The 21,647-nt window shown below is 59.2% G+C and carries 20 protein-coding genes; 13 read left to right on the top strand and 7 right to left on the bottom strand.

Features of this window, described 5'->3' with window-relative positions:
• Positions 1-7 precede the first annotated feature (7 nt).
• Both hemL and QZ534_RS11150 read left to right on the top strand, forming a co-directional pair.
• Positions 8-1,288, top strand: coding sequence for a glutamate-1-semialdehyde 2,1-aminomutase (gene hemL, locus QZ534_RS11145; RefSeq protein ID WP_296934559.1), 1,281 nt, complete (start codon positions 8-10; stop codon positions 1,286-1,288).
• A gap of 327 nt (positions 1,289-1,615) precedes the next feature.
• Complete coding sequence (locus tag QZ534_RS11150) at positions 1,616-2,536, top strand: triacylglycerol lipase (protein WP_296934560.1); 921 nt, start codon at positions 1,616-1,618, stop codon at positions 2,534-2,536.
• Between the two features lie 35 nt (positions 2,537-2,571).
• On the opposite strand, the gene QZ534_RS11155 is transcribed toward QZ534_RS11150, so the two are convergent.
• From QZ534_RS11155 to QZ534_RS11170, 4 genes are all read right to left on the bottom strand, one after another.
• Positions 2,572-3,810, bottom strand: a complete 1,239-nt coding sequence (locus QZ534_RS11155; protein WP_296934561.1) for a tetratricopeptide repeat protein — start codon at positions 3,808-3,810, stop codon at positions 2,572-2,574.
• Positions 3,811-3,946: 136 nt separating this feature from the next.
• A complete protein-coding gene (locus QZ534_RS11160) occupies positions 3,947-4,321 on the bottom strand; it encodes a hypothetical protein (RefSeq protein WP_296934562.1) in 375 nt (124 codons plus the stop codon).
• Positions 4,318-5,010, bottom strand: coding sequence for an anti-sigma factor (locus QZ534_RS11165; protein WP_296934563.1), 693 nt, complete (start codon positions 5,008-5,010; stop codon positions 4,318-4,320). Before QZ534_RS11165 ends, QZ534_RS11160 begins: the two co-directional genes overlap by 4 nt.
• Before the next feature lie 10 nt (positions 5,011-5,020).
• Positions 5,021-5,608, bottom strand: coding sequence for an RNA polymerase sigma factor (locus tag QZ534_RS11170; protein WP_296934564.1), 588 nt, complete (start codon positions 5,606-5,608; stop codon positions 5,021-5,023).
• A gap of 224 nt (positions 5,609-5,832) precedes the next feature.
• Here QZ534_RS11170 and QZ534_RS11175 point away from each other — a divergent pair, with 224 nt between their 5' ends.
• On the top strand, positions 5,833-6,774 hold the full coding sequence (locus QZ534_RS11175; protein ID WP_296934565.1) for a DUF4382 domain-containing protein: 942 nt from the start codon (positions 5,833-5,835) through the stop codon (positions 6,772-6,774).
• A 59-nt stretch (positions 6,775-6,833) separates the two neighbouring features.
• On the opposite strand, the gene QZ534_RS11180 is transcribed toward QZ534_RS11175, so the two are convergent.
• Together QZ534_RS11180 and mrcB are read right to left on the bottom strand one after the other, a co-directional pair.
• The gene (locus QZ534_RS11180) at positions 6,834-7,415 is read right to left on the bottom strand and encodes a tetratricopeptide repeat protein (RefSeq protein ID WP_296934566.1); all 582 of its coding nucleotides are present in this window, start codon (positions 7,413-7,415) and stop codon (positions 6,834-6,836) included.
• Positions 7,412-9,742 (bottom strand): penicillin-binding protein 1B, encoded by a 2,331-nt coding sequence (gene mrcB / locus QZ534_RS11185; RefSeq protein WP_366935819.1) that lies wholly within the window; start codon positions 9,740-9,742, stop codon positions 7,412-7,414. Before mrcB ends, QZ534_RS11180 begins: the two co-directional genes overlap by 4 nt.
• Positions 9,743-9,863: 121 nt before the next feature.
• Here mrcB and QZ534_RS11190 point away from each other — a divergent pair, with 121 nt between their 5' ends.
• The 3 genes from QZ534_RS11190 to QZ534_RS11200 are packed head-to-tail and all read left to right on the top strand — an operon-like array spanning position 9,864 to position 12,228.
• Entirely contained in the window at positions 9,864-11,450 is a 1,587-nt protein-coding gene (locus QZ534_RS11190; protein WP_296934568.1) for a bifunctional aminoglycoside phosphotransferase/ATP-binding protein, read from the top strand.
• 41 nt (positions 11,451-11,491) lie between these two features.
• Positions 11,492-11,860 carry a pentapeptide repeat-containing protein gene (locus QZ534_RS11195; RefSeq protein WP_296934569.1) on the top strand — a complete coding sequence of 123 codons (369 nt, stop codon included), beginning with the start codon at positions 11,492-11,494 and terminating at the stop codon, positions 11,858-11,860.
• Positions 11,857-12,228, top strand: coding sequence for a Rieske (2Fe-2S) protein (locus QZ534_RS11200; protein ID WP_296934570.1), 372 nt, complete (start codon positions 11,857-11,859; stop codon positions 12,226-12,228). The genes QZ534_RS11195 and QZ534_RS11200 overlap by 4 nt, the downstream gene beginning before the upstream one ends.
• Here QZ534_RS11200 and sfsA read toward each other — a convergent pair.
• Positions 12,212-12,943 (bottom strand): DNA/RNA nuclease SfsA, encoded by a 732-nt coding sequence (gene sfsA / locus QZ534_RS11205; protein ID WP_296934571.1) that lies wholly within the window; start codon positions 12,941-12,943, stop codon positions 12,212-12,214. The genes QZ534_RS11200 and sfsA overlap by 17 nt on opposite strands.
• A gap of 179 nt (positions 12,944-13,122) precedes the next feature.
• On the opposite strand from sfsA, the gene dksA reads away from it, so the two are divergent.
• From dksA to folK, 7 genes are all read left to right on the top strand, one after another.
• Complete coding sequence (dksA, locus tag QZ534_RS11210) at positions 13,123-13,563, top strand: RNA polymerase-binding protein DksA (RefSeq protein WP_008173182.1); 441 nt, start codon at positions 13,123-13,125, stop codon at positions 13,561-13,563.
• Positions 13,564-13,624: 61 nt separating this feature from the next.
• Positions 13,625-14,497 carry a tRNA glutamyl-Q(34) synthetase GluQRS gene (gene gluQRS / locus QZ534_RS11215; RefSeq protein ID WP_296934572.1) on the top strand — a complete coding sequence of 291 codons (873 nt, stop codon included), beginning with the start codon at positions 13,625-13,627 and terminating at the stop codon, positions 14,495-14,497.
• A 50-nt stretch (positions 14,498-14,547) separates the two neighbouring features.
• A complete protein-coding gene (locus QZ534_RS11220; RefSeq protein ID WP_048497702.1) occupies positions 14,548-14,724 on the top strand; it encodes a hypothetical protein in 177 nt (58 codons plus the stop codon).
• Positions 14,714-17,677, top strand: a complete 2,964-nt coding sequence (locus QZ534_RS11225; RefSeq protein WP_296934573.1) for an ATP-binding protein — start codon at positions 14,714-14,716, stop codon at positions 17,675-17,677. The genes QZ534_RS11220 and QZ534_RS11225 overlap by 11 nt, the downstream gene beginning before the upstream one ends.
• A gap of 7 nt (positions 17,678-17,684) precedes the next feature.
• Positions 17,685-19,088, top strand: a complete 1,404-nt coding sequence (locus tag QZ534_RS11230; RefSeq protein WP_296934574.1) for a sigma-54 dependent transcriptional regulator — start codon at positions 17,685-17,687, stop codon at positions 19,086-19,088.
• Positions 19,089-19,754: 666 nt separating this feature from the next.
• Entirely contained in the window at positions 19,755-21,122 is a 1,368-nt protein-coding gene (pcnB, locus tag QZ534_RS11235; RefSeq protein ID WP_296934575.1) for a polynucleotide adenylyltransferase PcnB, read from the top strand.
• Positions 21,119-21,616 carry a 2-amino-4-hydroxy-6-hydroxymethyldihydropteridine diphosphokinase gene (folK, locus tag QZ534_RS11240; RefSeq protein WP_296934576.1) on the top strand — a complete coding sequence of 166 codons (498 nt, stop codon included), beginning with the start codon at positions 21,119-21,121 and terminating at the stop codon, positions 21,614-21,616. The genes pcnB and folK overlap by 4 nt, the downstream gene beginning before the upstream one ends.
• The last annotated feature ends 31 nt before the right edge of the window (positions 21,617-21,647 follow it).

Here is a 21,647-nt window from a genome sequence, read left to right on the forward strand (position 1 = left end):
CAGATCCATGACGCACTCCGAAACCCTGTTCGAGCAGGCCCAGAAATACATCCCCGGTGGCGTGAATTCTCCGGTCCGGGCGTTTCGCGGTGTCGGTGGTACGCCCATTTTCTTCAAGCACGCCCAGGGCGCCTACCTGTACGACGAAGACGACCAGCGCTACATCGACTACATCGGTTCCTGGGGCCCCATGATTCTTGGCCACGGTGACCAGCGGATCAAGGATGCCCTGCACGCACAGGTTGATCTCGGCGTTGGCTATGGCGCACCCACAGCCCTCGAGACCGAAATGGCCAAGAAGGTGTGCGAACTGGTGCCCTCTATCGACCTGGTACGCATGGTGAATTCCGGCACCGAGGCCACCATGAGCACCGTTCGACTCGCCCGGGGCTACACCGGCCGCGACAAGATCGTCAAATTTGAGGGCTGTTACCACGGCCATGTGGATTCACTGCTGGTGAAGGCCGGCTCCGGTGCGCTCACCCTGGGTGTACCGAACTCCCCGGGCATCCCCGCCAGCCTCGCCGAGCACACCATCACGCTGACCTACAACGACATGGACAGCGTTCGGGAATGCTTCCGGGAGATGGGTGACCAGATCGCGGCCATTATCGTTGAGCCGGTGGCCGGGAACATGAACTGCATTCCGCCGGTTCCTGGCTTCCTCGAAGGGTTGCGGGAAGTATGCGACGAGCACGGCACCGTGCTGATCTTCGACGAGGTGATGACCGGGTTCCGGGTGTCCCTCGGCGGTGCGCAGGGCCTCTACGGCGTTACCCCGGACCTCACAGCACTTGGCAAGGTGATCGGTGGCGGCCTCCCGGTGGGCGCCTTTGGCGGCAAACGGGAAATCATGGAGCACATTTCGCCACTCGGCCCGGTCTATCAGGCAGGCACGCTGAGCGGCAACCCGCTGGCCATGTGTGCCGGCCTGACCACGCTGAATGCGATCTCCGAACCCGGTTTCCACGACCGGCTCACCGAGAAAACCAATGCCGTTCGCGATGGCCTGAAAGAAGCCGCCGATGCCGCCGGCATCCCGCTGACGGTGCAGAGTGCCGGCGCGATGTTCGGGTTTTTCTTCACCGAGGAAAGCTCTGTCACCCGTTTTGACCAGGTAATGGCCTGCGATGTCGAGCGCTTCAAGAAGTTCTTCCAGGGCATGTTGAAGGAAGGCGTCTATCTGGCCCCCTCTGCCTTTGAGGCCGGCTTCACCACGGCGGCACTGTCAGATAAGGATATTGCCGACACCATAGCGGCAGCAAAAAAGGTCATGGCCACGCTCTGACATTTCCGCCTCCCCCATCAAGACCCCGCAGGTCGCAACATGTCCTGCGGGGCCATCCAAGTGACGGGCGTCACATTTCTATGGCGAACACACCCACCTGGCCTATTGCGCCGTTGACTTACCACCCCGCTTGATCAAATGTTGATCTAATCTCTACCGAGATGCTCTGACGGCAGCAATCTAACAAGCACAAGAATGAAGTCAGCGCACGGAAGCACTCGATCTGCCACGTTGCAGATGCAGTACGAGAAGACAGTCTCTGGAGCAACCCGTTAGGTTGAGCCGCAGTTTGAATAACAAACACAACATCAAACTGTAGGAACGACAATGAAACTCTGGATCCAAGCACTGGCCCTGGCCCTCACTGTGGCCTGGTCCGCCCCCTCCGCCGCCTGGTGGTGGGACTCTACCCCTTCAAACTACACGGATACCCGTTACCCGGTTGTGCTGGTGCACGGCATGTTCGGCTTTGACTCCATTGCCGGCGTGGATTACTGGTACGGGGTCGCGGAGGATCTGCGCAAATACGGCGCCGACGTCTACACTACCCAGGTGCCGGCCCTGGACAGCACCATCGCTCGTGGTGAAGCCCTGCTGCCGCAGGTACAGGCCATCGCTGCGGTGCACGGCAAGGTCAATCTGATTGGCCACAGCCATGGCGGCCCCACGGCCCGTTATATTGCCAGGGTACGGCCGGATCTGGTTGCCTCGGTAACGTCCGTTGGCTCGCCCCATAAAGGCTCGCCGGTCGCCGACCTTATCTACGGCTCCCCGGCCGAAAGCATGGCAGCCAGTCTGGGCAACGCACTGGGCGGGCTGATCGACCTGCTGTCCGGTGGCGGTTACAACCAGGATCTGCGTTCCAGCCTGCAATCCCTCACCACCCAGGGCAGCGCCCAGTTCAACAACTTTGCCCCTGCCGGGATTCCAACCACCGCCTGCGGTGAAGGTGCCTACTCGGCAAACGGTGTCCGCTTCTACTCCTGGGGCGGCACGGGGGTTCTGACGAACGTGCTGGATCCGTCCGACGCCCTTCTGGGGACCACCAGCCTCGCTTTTGGCTTCAGCCAGAACGACGGCCTGGTGGGCCGCTGCAGCAGCCGGTTTGGCAAGGTTATCCGGGACAATTACTTCATGAACCATCTGGATGAAGTGAATCAGGCCCTGGGGCTACACAGCCTGTTCGAGACGGACCCGAAGGCGGTTTTCAAACAACACGCCAATCGTTTGAGGAACGCCGGACTGTAATTGGGTAGCCCGCCTTCTGGCTTTGCGTTGCAGAGCTAGAAGGCCCCTTCCAGGGTCAACATCAGCGTCTGACGCTGATAATCATACTGCGACAGACTGCTACCGTTATCCCGAACCAGCCACTCGCCACGGACCAGCCAACGGCTGTCCAGGTTTTTTTCCACCAGCAATCCGACTTCCAGACGGTTATCCTCCCTGCGACCACTCTCACCAGAGGTAGAGACCACCTGATGGGCATCCTGGTATCGACTGTGGCGAACCGTGGCGGTTGCGCCAAGAACCAGGTCAGGGTGCCAGCGGTAGCGACCGGCAAACTCCAGGGTGTGGTGGGTAGGAGAAACACTGACGAATTCATCGGCAGTTTGCAGATCCCGCCGGTCATTGATTTCCAGCGAGTATTCACCGTCGAACTGCCAGCCCTCTATGTACTTCCTTGCGTGAACGCGTGCCCGATACCATTGGCCATCATAGGCCTCAAACCCAGAGCCACCGTTCACCGTCGCCGCCGCCAGGGATATTCCGCACTGGTCCGGGGCAAACCCTGGCAAACACGTCCGCCAACGATAAAAACCTTCAATACCGTATCGGGTTTCAAGGGATTCATTGTCGAACCAGGATTTTACCAACGACACTAATGCACCACGCTCCCCGGCAACCCTGGTTTCAGACCAGCCTATGCGACCCTGTATGACCTGAGTATCGTATTCTTCGTGGGACGGGTGTTCGCGAGAATAGACGGCTGCGTCGAGAGTGAGCTGGGATCGGGTATCGACCGGCCGTTCGTATGTTCCAGCGGCCAATGCTTCGAGGAAGCCCCCACCCTCGCTGGACACTGTATCCTCGGGCAAGCCTGCAATATTTGAATCATAACCACCGGAAATGCCCAGATAGCCGCGAACGAGAGATTCGCTGGCCGACGGCGGAACACCGCTATCGAGTTTATCCAACTGGGCCAGGGCCAACGTCCGGATCTTGGCCGGGGCGCTCTTGGCCGAGGCCTGCTCGAACCAGTAACGGGCGTCCAGAGGCTCCTCCCTGGCAAGCGCAACCAGGCCGAGATTATAACCTGCAAGAGCGCCATTGGAGCCGTCCAGCAATTTGCGAAAGGCAGCTTCGGCGGCAGCATAATCGCCCAACTGATAGCAGACAACGCCGAGATTGTAGAAGAGAGAAGACGATTCCAGACCAGCATCAACAGCACTCTGGAAGCGCTGTCTGGCAACGTTCAGGTTACCCGCTTCGAAGGCTTCGATGCCGGCACGAAAATCCTCCATACCGGCTTCCGTTTCAGCCGCCAGGAGACTCTCTGTGGGCAATAACAATAAACTCAGATACAGGGCGCGCCAAAATACCAGCAAACAGGTCTCTCCGGATTAATCCACGCAGCGGAGGACCGGTTAGTATCCGGCTTCAGCGATCCAGCCCTGGTGCATCCGGCAGCTCTGGGCGTTCCGGCCGCTCCGGCAACTCAGGCTTGCCCTTGATCAATTCCCGGGACTGCCTGGCTTTTTCAGACATGGACTCACCAAACTCGCGCCCCCTTTCTCGGGCTTCACTCGCCGCATCCAGACCCCGGGAACCAGATTTGCCTGGATTTTCGGGTCTTTCGACAGCGCGGGGCAACTCGATTTCCCGCACCACTGAATCGGTGAGCTCTGCGTCGTCAGTTACCATACGCATGGTAACATCCAGATCATCATTAGCCAGTGTTGTCGCCGGGATTCCAAACCCGAACAACAGTAATCCAAGTAGTGTTGCTTTCAATACAAGCCTGTCACCTGTCATGATTCGGGATCCTCGACCGGGCGCTGAGGGTATTCGGGAATCGGGGCCCGAAAGGTTTTCTGGCGATCTCCGGTATCCAGTCGAGCCACCAACTCTCCAGTACCCGGGAAAAGCAATTTCAATGGCAACGACAGTACGTTCTCGCCCGCATCAAGGCTAACCTGCCAGCTAAGCTGGTGCTGCCCCGGCCAGGAGGCCACCTCGACATTGGGCGGAAGTTCCAGAGTCAGCGTCACATTTTCCAGGGCTTCGCCGGAATGGAAGGCAAGGCGCACGAGCTTTTCGACCGGTTCGGCAACTCCGATTGCCGGCTCTTCAGTAGCACTTTCCGATACCGCAACGGCAGTTTCTGCGCTGTCAGTAACTCCACCCGGCTGCAGAAAGACACCAAGACCAATGCCCAGCGCGAGCGCTGCCGCAATGGCGCCACCTAGCGCCCCGTGGCTCCATCCGGACCTCGGACTGCCCGCGCCCCGAACGGAAGACAACACACTATTGTGGAAATCAGGGGAAGGCGCCGGAATGCTGAACTGCTCCTGCAACGCCCGGTTAAGAACACGTTCAGAAGCAAGCCACTCACTGCATGCCGGGCACGCGGCAATATGCGCCTCCACCCGGTCACGGGCAGGCGCGGAAAGCTCGTTGTTCATGTAGGCGGGCAGATCCACCCGGATTTCGTTGCAGGACATTGTCTTCACCTCACTTCCCCACACGTCCAGCCGGCTCGGTTGGTTCCAGCTCCCGCTGCAATTTCTTTCGCAGGGCCGCCCGACATCGGTGTAGCCGCGATTTTACGGTCCCCAGGGGAATATCAAGCACCTCCGCGATGTCCTCCTGGCGCCAACCGTCAACATCATGAAGCAACAAAAGGGTCCGCTGATCAGGTGTCAGGGTCATCATTACCTGATCCAACGCCGGCCCCAGGCGAGACTGCTCCAGTTGCAAATCCGGGCCAACGCTATCCGATTCGAGGCTGTCCAGCCAGTCCGCCTGGCCTTCCGTGCCGATCAGCTCCGTTAACGGGCGATCACCCTGACGGTTCTTGCGCCGAACCTGGTCAATAAACTGTCTGTATACAACCCGGTTCAGCCAGGGCCGCAACTGGTCAACGCTTTCCAGCTCCTCAAGCCTTGGGTAGAGCTTTACCACAACGTCCTGAACCAGATCCTCAGCATCCTGTTGCTGGCCGGCCAAGCGGTAGGCAAACCGGTACATGGCGTCGAGATGGGGTTGCACCAGGGCTTCAAACCGCCGGGATTTCGAGGGCTTAAAAGGAAAGATTGCCAAAGCCGTTGTTTACCTACGTGGGTTCATGCCAGCGGCGCAGTCTATACCAAATCGCCGGGCCGATGCATTTGCCGGGTTCCCGATCTGACCATTAAATGATTGACCGCACATTAGAGAACGTTAACAAATTTTCCGGAACTCTGCCCTGCGCCGCAGCGTGAGAGAGGAGTCAGGTAGCGATATTGCTTCGCTATGATTCCAGCAAATAAACCTTGGAGGTTTATATGAAACGTTCGGTCCAATTACTTGCCATTTCGACCCTCGCTGCGGGCATGACGGCCTGTGGCGGCAGTGGCGGGGACAGTGACACTTCAGCATCTTCAGGAACGGGTACGGTCTCCTTTGGCATTACCGACGCGCCGGCCATGGATCTGAGCAACGTCACCATTGCGTTCACGGAAATTCGTTTGAAACCGGAGAATGGTCAGTGGGTGGAATTTCCTCTTGAAGGCTTCGAACAAGTAAATCTTTTGGATCTTCAGGGTGGCCTGAGCGAACCATTGATCACGGACAAAGAGGTCCCTGCCGGCACCTATACTGAGCTGAGGCTGATTGTCGACACGGACAACTCCTTCGTGAAGCTCGAATCCACAGCTGACAGCGAATACTCACTGGCCGTACCGTCAGGCGAGCAAAGTGGCCTCAAGCTGAAGGGTGATTTCCTCGTAGCCGCAGACACAACTACAAATTTCACCATCGACTTCGACGTGCGCAAGTCCATTGTTAACCCACAGGGCAATGCACTGGCGGACTACATGCTGAAACCGTCCCTGAGACTGGTCAACAACCTTGAGGTTGGCTCTATCAGCGGTCAGGTGGACGTCGCCCAGATCACTTCCACTCGTATGGCGGATGAAACTCTGGCTGACTGTCAGTACGAGGGCGCTGTCTACGTCTTCTCCGGTGAGAATACTGAAATTTCGGATCTGAACGTAAACCATGAGGAAGGCAATCCTCTCATGATTGTGCCGGTTGAGCTCGACGATGACTCAAGCCTCTACAGCTACACGGCAGCATTCCTGCCGGAAGGTAACTACACCATAAGTTACAGCTGCCAGGACGACAACAACGAGCAGGATGACGACATCGAGTTCGAAGGTACCCAGACCCTTGAGGTCATTGCCAACGAGACGACCGAAGCCGAGTTGATCCCTCTCGTCGAATAAGCCTCTCCCACCTCAGGCGGCCGCCCGACAACGGCGACCGCCTGGCGGGCAAAATAGTGTTACAGGGCGGCGGCCCTCGCCTCCGCCTGATCCGCACCCGCCACATTCCCGCGAGCCCGACGGATATCCGCCAGCAACAGCCAACCCGCTCGCTGCAGCCGGGTATCACTGCCCGCCAGCGACAAGCCCTTCAAAGTGAACTGTTCCGCTGAGCCCAGCTGATCACCCGCCACATAGGCTTCAGACAGTTTGAAATACACTTCGGCAGATCGCGGCGCAATCCGCTGCGCCCGCTCCAGACGGGCGATTGCCCCGGATACGTTGCCCTGCGCCAACAACTGGTCGGCCTCACGCACCAGGCTGAGCGCCGCCGGCGAGAGGCCATCCCCGGTTTCCCTATAGCTCGGCGAAGCAGAACCGGAAGGTTCCCGGGTTTCCTGCGTCGCTTCCGGCTGTTCACTTTTGCGCCATACCGGCGCCTCACTTTCTTCGGAATCCGTACGGGTACTGGGTGGTTCAGGCGCTTCGGCTGGCTCACCTCCCACGGGCACGTAGATTCCTCCGCCGGGGCCGGAAGCACAGCCGGCCAGAGACAGAAGCGCAGTAATCAGGGCGGCCCTGAACGAAAGTCGGTCAATCATTGAAACAGTCCTTCAAACCAGCCCCGGATACGACGTTCGAGATTTCCGGAGCACGAAATTGTCTGCGTGGGTTCACTGCCGGCAATGTACGGCAGCAGTCGTGCATTATCGCAATATTCGTCCGTCAATGCCTGCCGCTGTGAATTCACCCAGTGATAATTGACTCCATCGGGCACCACCGGCGAAAAGCCGTGCTGGGGAACCTGCGCCATGAACCTTGACCACACAGGCAGGGCGCCACTTGCCCCGGTCAGGGAGGTGGGCCCGTTATCATCGCGCCCAACCCAGGCCACCGCCAGAAGGTCGCCACTGAACCCTGCAAACCAGGAGTCCCGGCCATCGTCGGTGGTGCCGGTCTTGCCGGCAAGGCTCAGCTCTTCAGGCACGGTGTAGTACGCAGATCGCCCCGTCCCTTCCTGCATGGTTTCCTGCATGGCGTATTGCACCAGGTGCACGGCGGCGGGATCGGCAACCTGCTCCACTTCCAGACTGTAACGGGATAACGCCTCACCGCCGGCATCCGTTACTTCCCGGATGGTTCGCAGCGGGGTGTTGAAGCCAGATGTCGCCAGCCCCTGATAGATCTGTGCCACGGTCACCGGACTCATGGAAACCGAACCCAGAAGCATCGATGGGTAACGGGAAATCGGCGTATCGACGCCGAACGCCGTCAAAGTCTCCCGGACCCGATCCACCCCGATATCCAGCCCGACACGAACGGCCGGCAGGTTATAGGAGCGTGACAGGGCCATGTGCAAGGGCACTTCGCCCCGCTCCTCGCCGTCGTAATTCTTCGGCTGCCAGCGTTTGCCATCGTCGAACTCCAGGGTGAAGCTCTTGTCGAGTACTGGCGTGGTCAACGTATACCTCTCCGGCTCCTGAAGCGCCGACAGATAGATAAACGGCTTGATCAACGACCCGATGGGACGGTTGGCATCCAGTGCCCGATTGAACCCGGCAAATTGCGGATCCCGGCCACCCACAAGTGCCAGCACTTCTCCGGAATCCTTTGCGGTTACTACCAGAGTCGCTTCCAGAGCCTCGGCACTCTGGCCGCCACCCAACCTCGGAAGGGTATCGGTTACCGCATACTCTGCCGCGTACTGGATCGCCGGGTTCAGGGTCGTGAAAATCCGCAAACCTTCACTGCGCAGATCCTCTTCCTTGTAATCGCGGGCAAGGTGTCGCCGGACCAGATCGATGTAAGCAGGGTAGCGGTTCTCGGAATAGGACGGGCGCTCACTGACACCCAACGGCAATCCACGTGCCCTGGCCGCCCGGCCCGGCTCAATGAGGCCGGCCTGTTCCATTTCAGAAATCACCAGATTCCGCCGCTCGGTTGCGCGCTCCGGGTGGCGGCGCGGATTGTAGTAACTGGGGCCTTTGACCATGCCCACCAGCAACGCGATCTGGTGCACATCCAGATCCTTGAGGGATTCTCCAAAATAGAACTGGCTGGCCAGGCCGAAACCATGAATGCTGCGCGTACCGGCTTGTCCGAGGTAGACCTCGTTCAGGTAGGTTTCGAGGATATCGTCCTTTTCATAGTGCAACTCCAGGAGCACCGACATCAGGGCTTCGTTGGCCTTTCTCACCAGCGTCTGCTCACGAGTCAGGAAGAAGTTCTTCACCAGCTGCTGGGTCAGCGTGCTGCCACCCTGAACGATGCGCCCGGCCTGGATGTTGGCCAGCATGGCCCGGCCAATGGACAGAGGCGCAATACCGAAATGATCGTAGAAATTGCGATCTTCCACCGCCATCAGGGTGGTGGGTAGAAGGGCCGGCACTTCGTCCAGCTGGACCAGCACCCGATCTTCCTTATGCGCTGGGTAGATACCGCCAATCTGCGCTGGCTCCAGTCGCACGATCGGGGCGTTGTCGCCTTCAATCACCGAAAAGCCCTGAACCCGATCACCCGATATCGACAAGGAGATCCGGCGCCGGGGCTCATCGCCGTCCGGGAACGAAAAGCCCCGGGTACTGATGACGAAGCGATTGCCACTGCGCTGGTAACTGCCGGATTTTTTGCCGTCGCCTTTGCGGAAACCGGAGAGGCTCAGCTCCCGTTCGAGAGCACCGGCACTGACGCTGGCACCATCGAAAAGCTCCAGCGGGCGGGCATAGACTCGGGACGGCACTTCAAAGCGGCGCCCCTCGAAACGGGAGGTCACCACGGCATCGAGATAAACCATCCACCCGGCCAGCAAAACGAGACCGATGGCACATAACCGGAACATGAAACGCCAGAACCACGGCCGACGACCGTTGCTCGAAGAACGTCTGGAGGGCTTTCGCCCTGGGCTGGAGGATGCTTTGGATTTTTTCATGGCGGGATTATAACGAAGGGAGCGGTACGGAAGGCAGGCCATCCGTGTGTTATTTCTGTAATCTGCCCGTTATGATAGGGCAAGAAAAATCAATGGGTTCAGGGAACGCAAGGAGAACACTGTGAGTGAGACATCCCCGGGCAATCTGATTCTGTCGATGCAGAATCCAGACCTGTATAACCATCCTGTCGATGGCTTTCAGGTTATCGAAACTCACATCTCACAGGTGATCCTGACCGGCGACTACGCCTACAAGATCAAGAAGCCCATGGATTTCGGTTTCTTGAATTTCTCCACTCTCGATCGCCGTAAACATTTCTGCGAGGAGGAGTTGCGACTCAACCGACGGCTGGCGCCAAACCTGTATCTGGAGGTGGTGCCTATTACCGGGACGCCGGAAGCTCCTGTTCTCGGTGGCGAGGGCGAAGCCTTCGAATACGCCATCAAGATGCGCCAGTTCGGCCAAGACCAGCTTTTCGACCGGCTGCAGGAACAGGGGGATCTGGCACCCGAACTGCTGACCGATCTTGCCCGTCAGGTCGCCGCCTTCCACGACCAGCTGCCGCCCGTGCCGAACGACAAACCACTGGGCACCCCGGAAGCCGTGTTTGCCGCCATGCAGGAGAACTTCGACCAGATCCGTCCGCTGATCGACGAGTCGGATTTGCTTTTGCAGCTGGACAACCTCCAAGCCTGGACCGAATCCACCTTCGAGCGGCACCGGGAGCTGATTGCCCACCGCCGGGCCAACGGTATGGTCCGGGAATGCCACGGCGATCTCCATCTGGCAAATATCACCCGCTTCGAGGGCGAAGTCACCGTTTTCGACTGCATTGAATTCAACGAGCCGTTTCGCTGGATTGATGTTATCAACGACCTCGCTTTCCTATTGATGGATCTGGAGTCTCGCGGGGAAAGCGCTCTGGCCAATCAGGTGCTCAATACTTATCTGGAATATCGGGACGACTTCGAAGCGCTGCCGTTGTTGCCACTTTACAAGGCCTACCGCGCCATGGTCCGCGCCAAGATTGCCCTGTTCACCATGGGCAACCCTGGAATCTCGGATGCCGAAAAAGCCGACCTGATGCAGCGGTATCGCGGCTATGCCCAGTTGGCCGAGGATTACGGTTCCATTCCCAACCACTATCTGCTGGCAACCACCGGCCTGTCCGCCAGCGGCAAGACCTGCGTCAGCGCCGCCATGGCAAACGAGCTGGGGCTGATACGCCTGCGGTCCGATGTCGAACGCAAGCGCCTGCATGGGCTGGCTCCGCTGGAAAGCTCGCGCTCACCGACCGGTGGCAACCTGTACACCGAGGAAGCAACAGAGAAGACCTATCAGCGGCTGGCAGAGCTTGCCAGTCACGTTCTGGCAGCCGGTTTCCCGGTGATTGTGGACGCCGCCAGCCTGAAACAGAAAGAGCGATCGTTGCTGGCATCCGTAGCTGAAGATCAGGGTGTACCCTTTGCACTTATCCACTGCGAGGCGCCGGAGGATCTGCGCCGGGAGTGGATCCGCAACCGCAAGGGAGATGCCTCCGAGGCCACCGAGGAACTGCTCGACGCCCAGCAAACCTGGTTTGAACCGTTGACCGCGGAGGAAAAGAGCCACACCGTCCATCTGCACACTGATCAGGAGCATGTGGCGGAAGCCGTGGCCGACCGTATCAGGCAACACCTGGGCATCCCCGGCGGCACAGCCGGATAATAATAACATCAGGCGCCTTTGGGCGAGCGCGAGGTTCAGTTATGGACGATAAAAGCGAACACGAAGTACACCAGATCAGCCACCCGCTCTACGATATTCTGCGTAGCGAGGATATGCAGGCATTCAATGCCGAAAAGGCAAAACTCACAGAGCTCCCCAGTTTCGCCCATGGCGATTTCCGGGGCCTGGATCTGAGAGGGATGGACGCCAAGGGGCTGGATTTCCGCCATGCCTACTTCCGCGGTGCCGACCTCCGGGGTGTGGACTTTTCGAAATCCAGGATGGAAGGCTCCAGCATCGCCAGCGCCAAGATTTCCGGCTGCTATTTCCCGCACCGCCTGGACGCTGATGAGATCGTCATGTCCCTGAACCACGGCACCCGCATGCGCTACGCCATATTGCCGAAATGAGTAATAACGCGAACGCCTGGCAGCCTGTCTGCCCTGCATCCGAACTGACACCCGGCCAGTTCGTGGAATTCCGGCTCCGGGAGAAGGCCCGGGAGCCGGAAGGCATGCCGTTGACCGGCTTCCTGTTCCTGGATGGCGGCACACCCCGTGCCTACCTGAATATCTGCCCTCATCTGGGCATTGAATTGAACTGGATGCCCGGCCGGTTCATGGATTCCGACAACCTGTTCATCCAGTGTTCGACCCACGGCGCCCTGTTCAAGCCGGCCGACGGCGAGTGCATTGCCGGCCCCTGCCAGGGCGATGCACTCACCCAACTGGATCTGCGTGAGCGGGACGGTCAGATCGAAATCAGACTTCCAGAATAACCGGTACCGATTCGGTCAGTGTCAGCACTCCGGTGGGGGTACCGTCGCTCTCGCTCAAGTCGGCCCGGTAGGCAATGACTTCTACACCCGCATCACAGGCTTCGCGCAGCAACTCCCCGTATTTGCGGTCGATGTGGTCGGCCGGGCGCACTGTTTGAATGCCGGTGTGATTGACCACGAAAAACAGCACTGCCCGATCACCCTGCTGGACCTGGGCCATCAATTCACGGAGGTGTTTCTGGCCGCGCTCGGTTACCGCATCCGGGAAAAAACCCTGGCCACCTTCTGCCAGCGTGACATTCTTGACCTCGACCCAGGCATCGGCCGCGGACTCGTGGCCAGACAGCAGCAGGTCAATCCGGCTTTTCTCCGCGCCGTATTTCACCTCGGCACGGCACTCCGGATAACCGGCCAGCTCAACGACGGTGCCGGCCAGTACCGCTTCCCGGGCCTGGCTATTCGGCCTGGCGGTATTCACACAGGCCAGCTGCCCGGGTGACGTTTCCACCAATTCCCAGGTGTACTGAAGCTTGCGCTTGGGGTTGTCACTTCGGCTGAGCCAGACCCGGGCATCTTCAGGCTGGCAGCCCAGCATGGAGCCGGTGTTCGGACAATGGGCGGTTACCTCCGAGCCATCCGGCAGCCGCACGTCTGCCAGGAAGCGTTTGTAGCGGCGGATAAGCCGGCCTTCAACGAGGGGTTCTGGAAACTTCATGTGATCTCCGTACAAAAGTCGATGTCACAAGGCTGGCACCCCCGTGACTAATCTGCTATTTTCCGCAAATTCCCGTTTCAGGACGAATGCTTCATCCAGGGTATAACCGCACAGCCACGGGGGCTCACGCGGAGGGAAGCAAAGCGTTCTTGTGAAGTACAAACAAGAGGCCGGGTTCAATGGCAACTACTGCAGAACAACCACGCGAACGTTTTACCAACTTCACCCCCTATGAAATGAAGAAGGGTGAAGAGTACATGAGTGCGGAAATGCTCCAGCACTTCAAGGATCTGCTGCTGCAATGGAAGCAGGAGCTGATGGAAGAAGTCGACCGCACCATGCACCACATGCAGGAAGACGCCGCAAATTACGCGGATCCCAGCGATCGCGCAACCCAGGAAGAAGAGTTCAGCCTGGAGCTGCGCACCCGCGACCGGGAGCGAAAGCTGATCAAGAAGATTGACCAGACCATCGACCGCATCGACAAGGACGACTACGGCTTCTGCGATCAGTGCGGTGTGGAAATCGGCATTCGCCGTCTGGAAGCACGCCCGACTGCAACCCTGTGCATCGATTGCAAAACTCTGGCAGAGATTCGCGAACGCCAGACCGGCATCTGAGCCGACTATTCAACAGCTGCCGGTCGTGGGCGATTCCTGCCCCGCCGGCTGACTGGCCGCTATGAACAATCCTTCGTATCGGGGCCGTTTTGCGCCCTCCCCGACAGGCCCGCTGCATTTCGGCTCACTGGTTACCGCGCTTGCCAGCTACCTGGAAGCCCGTCGCCATGGTGGCCAGTGGTTTATCCGCATTGAAGACCTAGACCCTCTGAGAGAACCGCCGGAAGCTACCGGGCAGATTCTTGCCAACTTGGACGCCCACGGACTGTTTCCTGACGAGCCGGTGCGATTCCAATCCAGACGTCACGATGCCTATCAGCACGCCATCGACAAGCTACTCGAAAACGGCAATGCCTATCGCTGCCAATGTTCACGCAAGGAGTTGCAGGCCAATGGAGGGCGCCACCCCAACCACTGCCGCAGTCGCAAATCAATAGACAGCGATCGCCCATACGCTATCCGCTTTGCCCTCGAGGACGAGGATTGCCACTGGCAGGATCTGTTGCTGGGGCCACAACATCAGAACGTGAAAGCAGAGATTGATGATCCGGTCATCCTCCGCAAGGAGGGCTTCTACGCCTATCAGCTCGCCGTGGTGGTCGACGACATAGACCAGGGCATCACGGACGTGGTGCGAGGCTCCGACCTGCTGGACATGACGGCACAACAGCAGCAAATTTACCGGGCCCTGGGTGCACGCCCCCCAAAATGGTTGCATATCCCGGTCATACTGAATGAACAGGGCCAGAAACTCAGCAAACAGACCCATGCGCCGGCTCTTGATGACGAAGAACCTGTCGACAACCTGTACCGGGCGCTGGTTGCCCTCGGCCAGAATCCGCCCGCCGACCTGGCAACCGGCTCGCTGGACTCTCTGCTGGAATGGGGCCGGGAGAACTGGCAGCGGGGCGCCATCCACCTGACATCCCGGTGAGGGACATGGTATAAAGCCTTTCTCACACCTCAGCGCGGATAGCATGCCTGATGTATATCTACCGTCTGGTCTTCCTGTTGGTACTGGCCATCTACATCTTTTCGCCCAACATCCTTGACTGGTGGACTTCGCCGGGAAACGTCTGGTACAGCCCCTACATTATCTGGGCCGGGCTGATTGCCATCGGTTTCTGGCTGGAATGGCGGCGGGACCCCAATGAGTTTTAGTGCCTCCGGCCTGCTGCTCGCCAGCCTGCTGTACCTGATTCTGCTGTTCGGCATTGCCTGGTTTACCGAGCGAGGCATGGTGCCCAGGCGCTGGGTGCGCCACCCCCTGGTGTACGTACTCAGCCTTGGCGTTTACGCCGGCATCTGGGCCGTCTACGGCGCCGTTGGCATGGCCGCCGAGTCCGGCTACGGCTTCCTTGCTTACTACCTTGGCATCAGTGGTGCCTTTTTGCTGGCACCGGTGCTTCTGAACCCGGTGATGAGGATCGGCCGGGCCTACCAGCTGACTTCCCTGGCCGATTTGTTCGCTTATCGATACCGGAGCCAGTGGGCGGGGACCCTAGTCACCCTGTGCTCCGGCGGCGCCATTCTGGCCCTGCTGAGCATGCAGATCCAGGCGGTCGCCACATCCGCCAGCATCCTGGCGCCGGACACCTCCCCCAAGCTGATCAGTGTGATGTTCAGCATGATTGTCGTTCTGTTTGCCATGCTGTTCGGGGCACGCCGTGACCAGAATTCCGAGAACCACCAGGGTCTGGTGCTGGCCATTGCCTTTGATTCTCTGGTCAAGCTGGCGGCCCTGCTGGTGCTTGGTGGTGTGATCCTGTTCGGCGTCTTTGACGGCATGAACGGGCTTGAGCGCTGGCTGGATAACCGCACCTCGCCAGCCACCACCATGACCCTGAGCATTGACGACGGCAGCTGGCGGGCACTGATGCTGATGTCCTTTGCCGCAGCTCTGGTGCTGCCGCACATGTACCACATGACCTTCAGCGAAAACCCCTCACCCAAGGCACTGGCCAAAGCCAGCTGGGGCCTGCCGCTGTATCTGTTGCTCCTGGGCCTGCCAGTACCCCTGATCCTCTGGGGCGGCCAGGCATTGGAAGTCACCACGGGGCCCGGATTCTTTGCCATCGGGGCTGCCCAGGCGCTGGAGAGCCCTGCACTGACGCTGTTCATGTACATTGCCGGTCTGTCCGCGGCCAGTGGCCTGATGATCGTCAGCACCCTGGCGCTGGCGGGCATGGCCCTGAACCACGTGGTATTGCCACTGAAAACCCCGAAAGACCAGGGCGATATCTACCGCTGGCTGCAATGGATCAAACGACTGCTCATCGCCGTGATCATTTTCCTGGCGCTGCTGTTTCACGAGGCCGTTGGCAAGAACCTGGACCTGTCCATTCTCGGGGCTATTTCCCTGTCGGGCACATTGCAACTGCTGCCGGGCGCCCTGGGGGTGATTTACTGGCCGGAGGGCAACCGCCGTGGGCTGATTGCTGGCCTGATTGTTGGTTTGACCATCTGGGTGGTTACCCTGGTCCTTCCGTTCTCACACACGGCCAACTTGCTGGCCTGGCTCGATGCGCCCCTGATACCGGATTACACCAACTGGCATATCTTCACGTTCGTCAGTCTGACCGCCAACATTACCGTGTTCGCGCTGATTTCCATCCTCAGCACCAGTACCAGCGAAGAGAACAGCGCAGCCCAGGCCTGCTCGCTGGGTGCCCTTTCCCGGCCGCAACGCCGTGAGCTGCTGGCCACCTCCTCCACCGACTTTGTCCGGCAACTGGCAGAGCCCCTGGGCTATGGCGTCGCACGGCGGGAAGTGGAGCGGGCACTGGGTCAGCTGAAGCTGCCCAATGTGGAGTACCGGCCCTACCAGCTCAGGCGACTGCGGGACCAGGTGGAAATAAACCTGTCCGGCCTGCTCGGCCCATCTGTCGCCCGGGATATGGTCAAACGCCATCTCGGCTTCAAACCCATGGCCCAGGGGGGCACAGCCCAGGACATTCGCTATGTCGAGCGCGCCCTCGGCGACTACCAGAACCGGCTGACCGGCCTTGCCGGTGAGCTGGACAACCTGCGCCGGCATTATCGCCAGACCCTGCAGAACCTGCCCATTCCCGCCTGCTCCGTGGGCGAAGACGGTGAAATCCTGATGTGGAACCACGCCATGGAACAACTCACCGGAATTACTGCCGATGATGTGGTCGGCGCCAGACTGATGGCCCTGCCCGAGCACTGGCACTTGCTGCTCGAGGATTTCAACCGCGGGCCCGACCTGCATCGATACAAACACCGGCTGGATCTGCGTGGCAAACCCCACTGGCTGAATCTTCATAAAGCAGCCCTGAGCGGGCCGGACCACACTGAGGGCGGCAGCATCATCCTGGTGGAAGACCAGACCGAAACCCGGCTGCTGGAAGACGAACTGATGCACAGTGAGCGCCTGGCTTCGGTGGGCCGGCTGGCGGCCGGTGTCGCCCACGAGATCGGGAACCCGGTGACCGGCATTTCATCGCTGGCCCAGAACCTGAAACTGGAAACCGATAACCCGGATATTCTCGACACGGCAGACCAGATCCAGCAGCAGACTCGACGTATCTCCACCATCCTGCAGTCGCTGATGAACTTTGCCCGAACCGGTAATCATGCCCAGGCCAACCGGTATGAGCCAGTCTCGATACACCGCTGCGTCGAAGAGTCGATCAACCTGCTTTCCCTGAGTGACAAGGGCCTGGGCATTCACTACGTCAATGACTGCCCACCCTCCTTGCAGGTACTGGGAGATGAGCAGCGCCTGGTCCAGGTGTTTGTTAACCTGCTCGCAAACGCCCGCGATGCCTCACCGGAAGGCGGCAGCATCCGGGTCAGTGGAAAGGGCGATGGCTACTCCGCTATTATCGAAGTGGTTGATGAAGGCTCCGGCATCCCCGGGGACCAGCTCGATCATATCTTCGAGCCGTTTTACACCACCAAGGCCCCCAATCAGGGAACCGGTCTTGGCCTGTCACTGGTGTACAGCATTATTGAAGAGCACTATGGCAACATCCAGGTGGACAGCCCAGCGAGTGCCGACACCGGCCGGGGAACCTGCGTGAGGCTGAGATTGCCAGCCTACGAACCGGAAACCGACACCATTGCCATCAGCCAGAACCAAAGGTCTTGAGACTCTTATGCCTCGCATTCTGATCGTGGAAGACGAAGACATTATTCGCTCGGCAGTGCGCAAACTGCTGCTGCATGCCGGCTATGAAGTCGCCGATGCGGCCTCCGTTGAGGAAGCCGAACAGAACCACGAACCGGATCAGTTTGACCTGATCATTTCCGATCTGCGCCTGCCCGGTGCAGCCGGTACCGAACTGATCAACCGTGCCCCCAATACACCGGTGCTGATCATGACCAGCTATGCCAGCCTGCGATCAGCGGTGGATTCCATGAAAATGGGCGCTGTTGAGTACATCGCCAAACCGTTTGACCATGATGAAATGCTGGCCGCAGTGGAGAACATCCTGGCACGGCAGCCCTCTGCCCGAAACGCAGGTGATGACTCCGCACCAACGGCGGAAGCGCCCGAGAGTAGTGATCCGGCGAACATCATGTTCGGCCAGTGTGAGCCGATGCAAAGGGTCTTCACCCTGATCCGCAAAGTGGCTCCGACAGAAACCACTGTGCTGATTCAGGGCGAATCCGGTACCGGTAAAGAACTGGCCGCCCGCGCCCTGCATCTGCTCAGCCCCCGCGCCGCCAAGCCGCTGATTTCAGTGAACTGCGCGGCCATCCCCGAAAGCCTGATTGAATCGGAATTGTTCGGCCATGAGAAAGGCGCCTTCACGGGTGCGGTATCGGCAAGGACCGGCCTGATCGAGGCCGCAGATGGCGGCAGCCTGTTTCTGGACGAGATTGGCGAACTGCCGGCTGAAGCCCAGGCCCGGCTGCTGAGGGTGCTGCAGGAAAGCGAGATCCGGAAAGTGGGCTCAACCCAGAGCCGTACCGTCAACGTGCGAATGATTGCCGCCACTCACCGCAACCTGAAGGCCATGACCCGCACCGGTGAATTCCGTGAAGACCTGTACTACCGGTTAAACGTCATGCAGATCCGCATCCCGCCCTTGCGTGAGCGCCAGGGAGATATTCTGGGCCTTGCCCGCCGTTTCCTGAAACGTCAGGGCGAGAGAATGGGCAAACCCGATCTCAATCTCAGCCCGGAGGCCATGCGTGCCCTCGAACGCCATCGCTGGCCGGGCAACGTGAGGGAACTGGAGAATGCCATCGAACGCGCCACTATCCTGTGCGATGGCGACGTTATTACGCCATCACTGCTGGATCTCGACAGCGAGGGTGGCGACGAACACATCCCCGAGACCCTGGTCGAGGGCAACAACGAGCAGACTCGCACCCGCGAGGTGGATTCATCCAATGACCTGTCCCTTGAAGACTACTTCCAGCATTTCGTCCTGGAGAACCAGGACCGCATGAGCGAAACGGAGCTGGCCCAGAAACTGGGTATCAGCCGAAAATCTCTCTGGGAACGGCGTCAGCGTCTCGGCATCCCGCGGAAAAAATCCTCAGGCAACTGAGCCCATACTGTGAACCCGGGCTCAGTTGTTACCCCATGTTCCTGTCGGTAACACTCCTCACGGAAGTAACGTGACCTCAGTAACACTTAGGTTGAATACGGGGTAACACTTATGGCCTACAAAATCGTAAGACGCTGTTAATCAAGAAAATTTAAAAACTGGCACACGGACTGCAACCTATTTGGCGCACAACAACAAAAACAAGAGTGACAAAGCAGCGCCAACAACAAGAACAAAAAGCTGCGGGAAACGTTCGGTAACAAAAACAACAACAGAACGTGAGCGAACTGAGTGTTTTGGGTACTTTGCTTTTTAGTGGTCCCACGGCACGTGCGAGTTGTAGATGTAGAGAAGAATCACCTCTGAGGTGACGCTGCAGCTACCCCAGACCCGCCCGATGTCTCTGACCGCTCTGTGTATTCAAAGCTTTCCGTTTGCACTGCTGAGATGCCCCTAATGGGGATATGCAGTGGGGTACAAAAACCAAGAAAAATCCCGGCAAAAACAAAAACAATGCAGATCGTCAACGCTTTGAGGGCGGATTCGTGAGAACGGATCCGCCTTTTGATTTTCTGGGCTCCGGAACGGTAATCCACGGCAAACGTGTGCAAATCCTGCTCAAACCGTTAAACTCTCGGTTTTTGCTCATCGCAACCACGGATTTCAATGCCAAAACGACTCGTCGATAAACTCCGTTCCTTCATGCCCGGCAACGGAAAAAAGAAAGCCCGCACCTACCAGCGACGGGAAATTCCCCGGGACCAACACAACGTCTCACGCTCGGTGATCAGCGAGCCTGCCAAGAAAGTCCTGCATCGCCTGAACAAATCGGGCTATGAAGCCTACCTCGTGGGCGGTGGCGTCAGGGATATCCTGCTGGGCGGAAAGCCCAAGGATTTCGACATTGCCACCAATGCCACACCGGAGGAAGTTCACGACCTATTCCGCAACTCCCGGCTGATCGGACGCCGGTTTCGCATTGTCCACGTGGTGTTTGGCCGCGAGGTGATTGAGGTGACGACCTTCCGGGGCAACGCAACGGAAGCGGATACCGACACCGATGACGACGATCGCAGAACCAGTGAACACGGCCTGCTGCTGCGGGACAACGTTTATGGCAACCAGGAAGAAGATGCCCTGCGTCGGGACTTCACTGTCAATGCGCTTTACTACTGCATCCGCGACTTTACCGTCATCGATTTTGCCAACGGCATCGAGGATCTTCGCAACCGGCAGCTGCGCCTCATTGGCGATCCTGAGACCCGCTACCGGGAAGATCCGGTGCGTATGCTCAGGGCTATCCGGTTTGCTGCCAAACTCGGCTTCGACATTGAGCCGGAAACAGAAGCGCCTATTGGTGAACTGGCCCCCTTGTTGAGCCACATCCCTCCCGCGCGCCTGTTTGATGAAGTGCTCAAACTGTTTTCCGCGGGCCACGGTGAAGCGACGTACGACCTGCTGACCCGTTACAACCTGCTGGAACCCTTGTTTCCGGAGACCGTCCGGGCCCTTGAGGCCGGAGAGCCGGACGAGCTCATCCGCCAGGCCCTGAGAAACACAGATGCCCGGATTGCCCAGGGCAAGTCGGTTACACCCTACTTCCTGTTTGCCGCCATGCTCTGGCCTGCGTTGCAGGCAGAGTGGCATCGCAGGCAGGACAATGGTGACCCGGTCCAGCCCGCCCTGCACGGCGCCATCGGAAAGGTGATTGGTCGTCAGGTGCAGGCAACCTCCATTCCCAAGCGCTTTTCCGGCCCCATGAAAGAAATCTGGGAGCTCCAGATGCGCCTGCCCCGCCGCCAGGGCAAGCGGGCCTTTGCGACCATGAGTCACCCGAGGTTCCGGGCCGCTTACGATTTCCTGCTGGTTCGCGAGGCGTCTGGCGAGATAGAACCCGGGTTGGGCCAATGGTGGACTGAGTTCCAGCAAGAGGACGAGAGGGGCCAGGAGCGGATGCTGTCACAACTGAGCAGCGATGCGCCCAAAAAACGTCGTCGCCGCCGCAAACCGGTCAAACGCCCCGCCCAGCAATGATGACAGACGCGTTTATCGGTCTTGGCAGCAACCTGAAAGAGCCGGCGACCCAACTGGCCCGGGCCGTCTCCGCCCTGGCCACCCTGCCGGACACGGTTCTGGTAGCCCAATCCCCTTTTTACGCCAGCCGCCCGGTCGGTCCCCAGGACCAGCCGGACTTCGTGAACGGCGCTGTGTGGCTGAGAACGTCCCTGACGCCGCACCAGCTGCTAGACCAACTGCAACGCATTGAACACAAGCACGGCCGGGAGCGACTCCGACACTGGGGACCACGCACCCTCGACCTGGACATACTGATCTTCGGCGATCAGGTACTGGAAGACGAGCGCCTCACTGTCCCCCATCGGGAATTACGGAACCGGGACTTTGCGCTCCAGCCCCTGCTGGACCTGAAGGCCGATCTGGCTCTGCCTGATGGAACCGCCGTTGCCGAACTGCGCAGCCGATGCCCCGACAACGGCTTGCGCAAGCTTCCACCGGCGGATTACCCTTAACACTTCAGCGCCGATACCCCGGCACGCCCAG

It is taken from the genome of uncultured Marinobacter sp. (assembly GCF_913055835.1).
In the GTDB taxonomy this organism is placed as follows: Bacteria; Pseudomonadota; Gammaproteobacteria; order Pseudomonadales; family Oleiphilaceae; genus Marinobacter.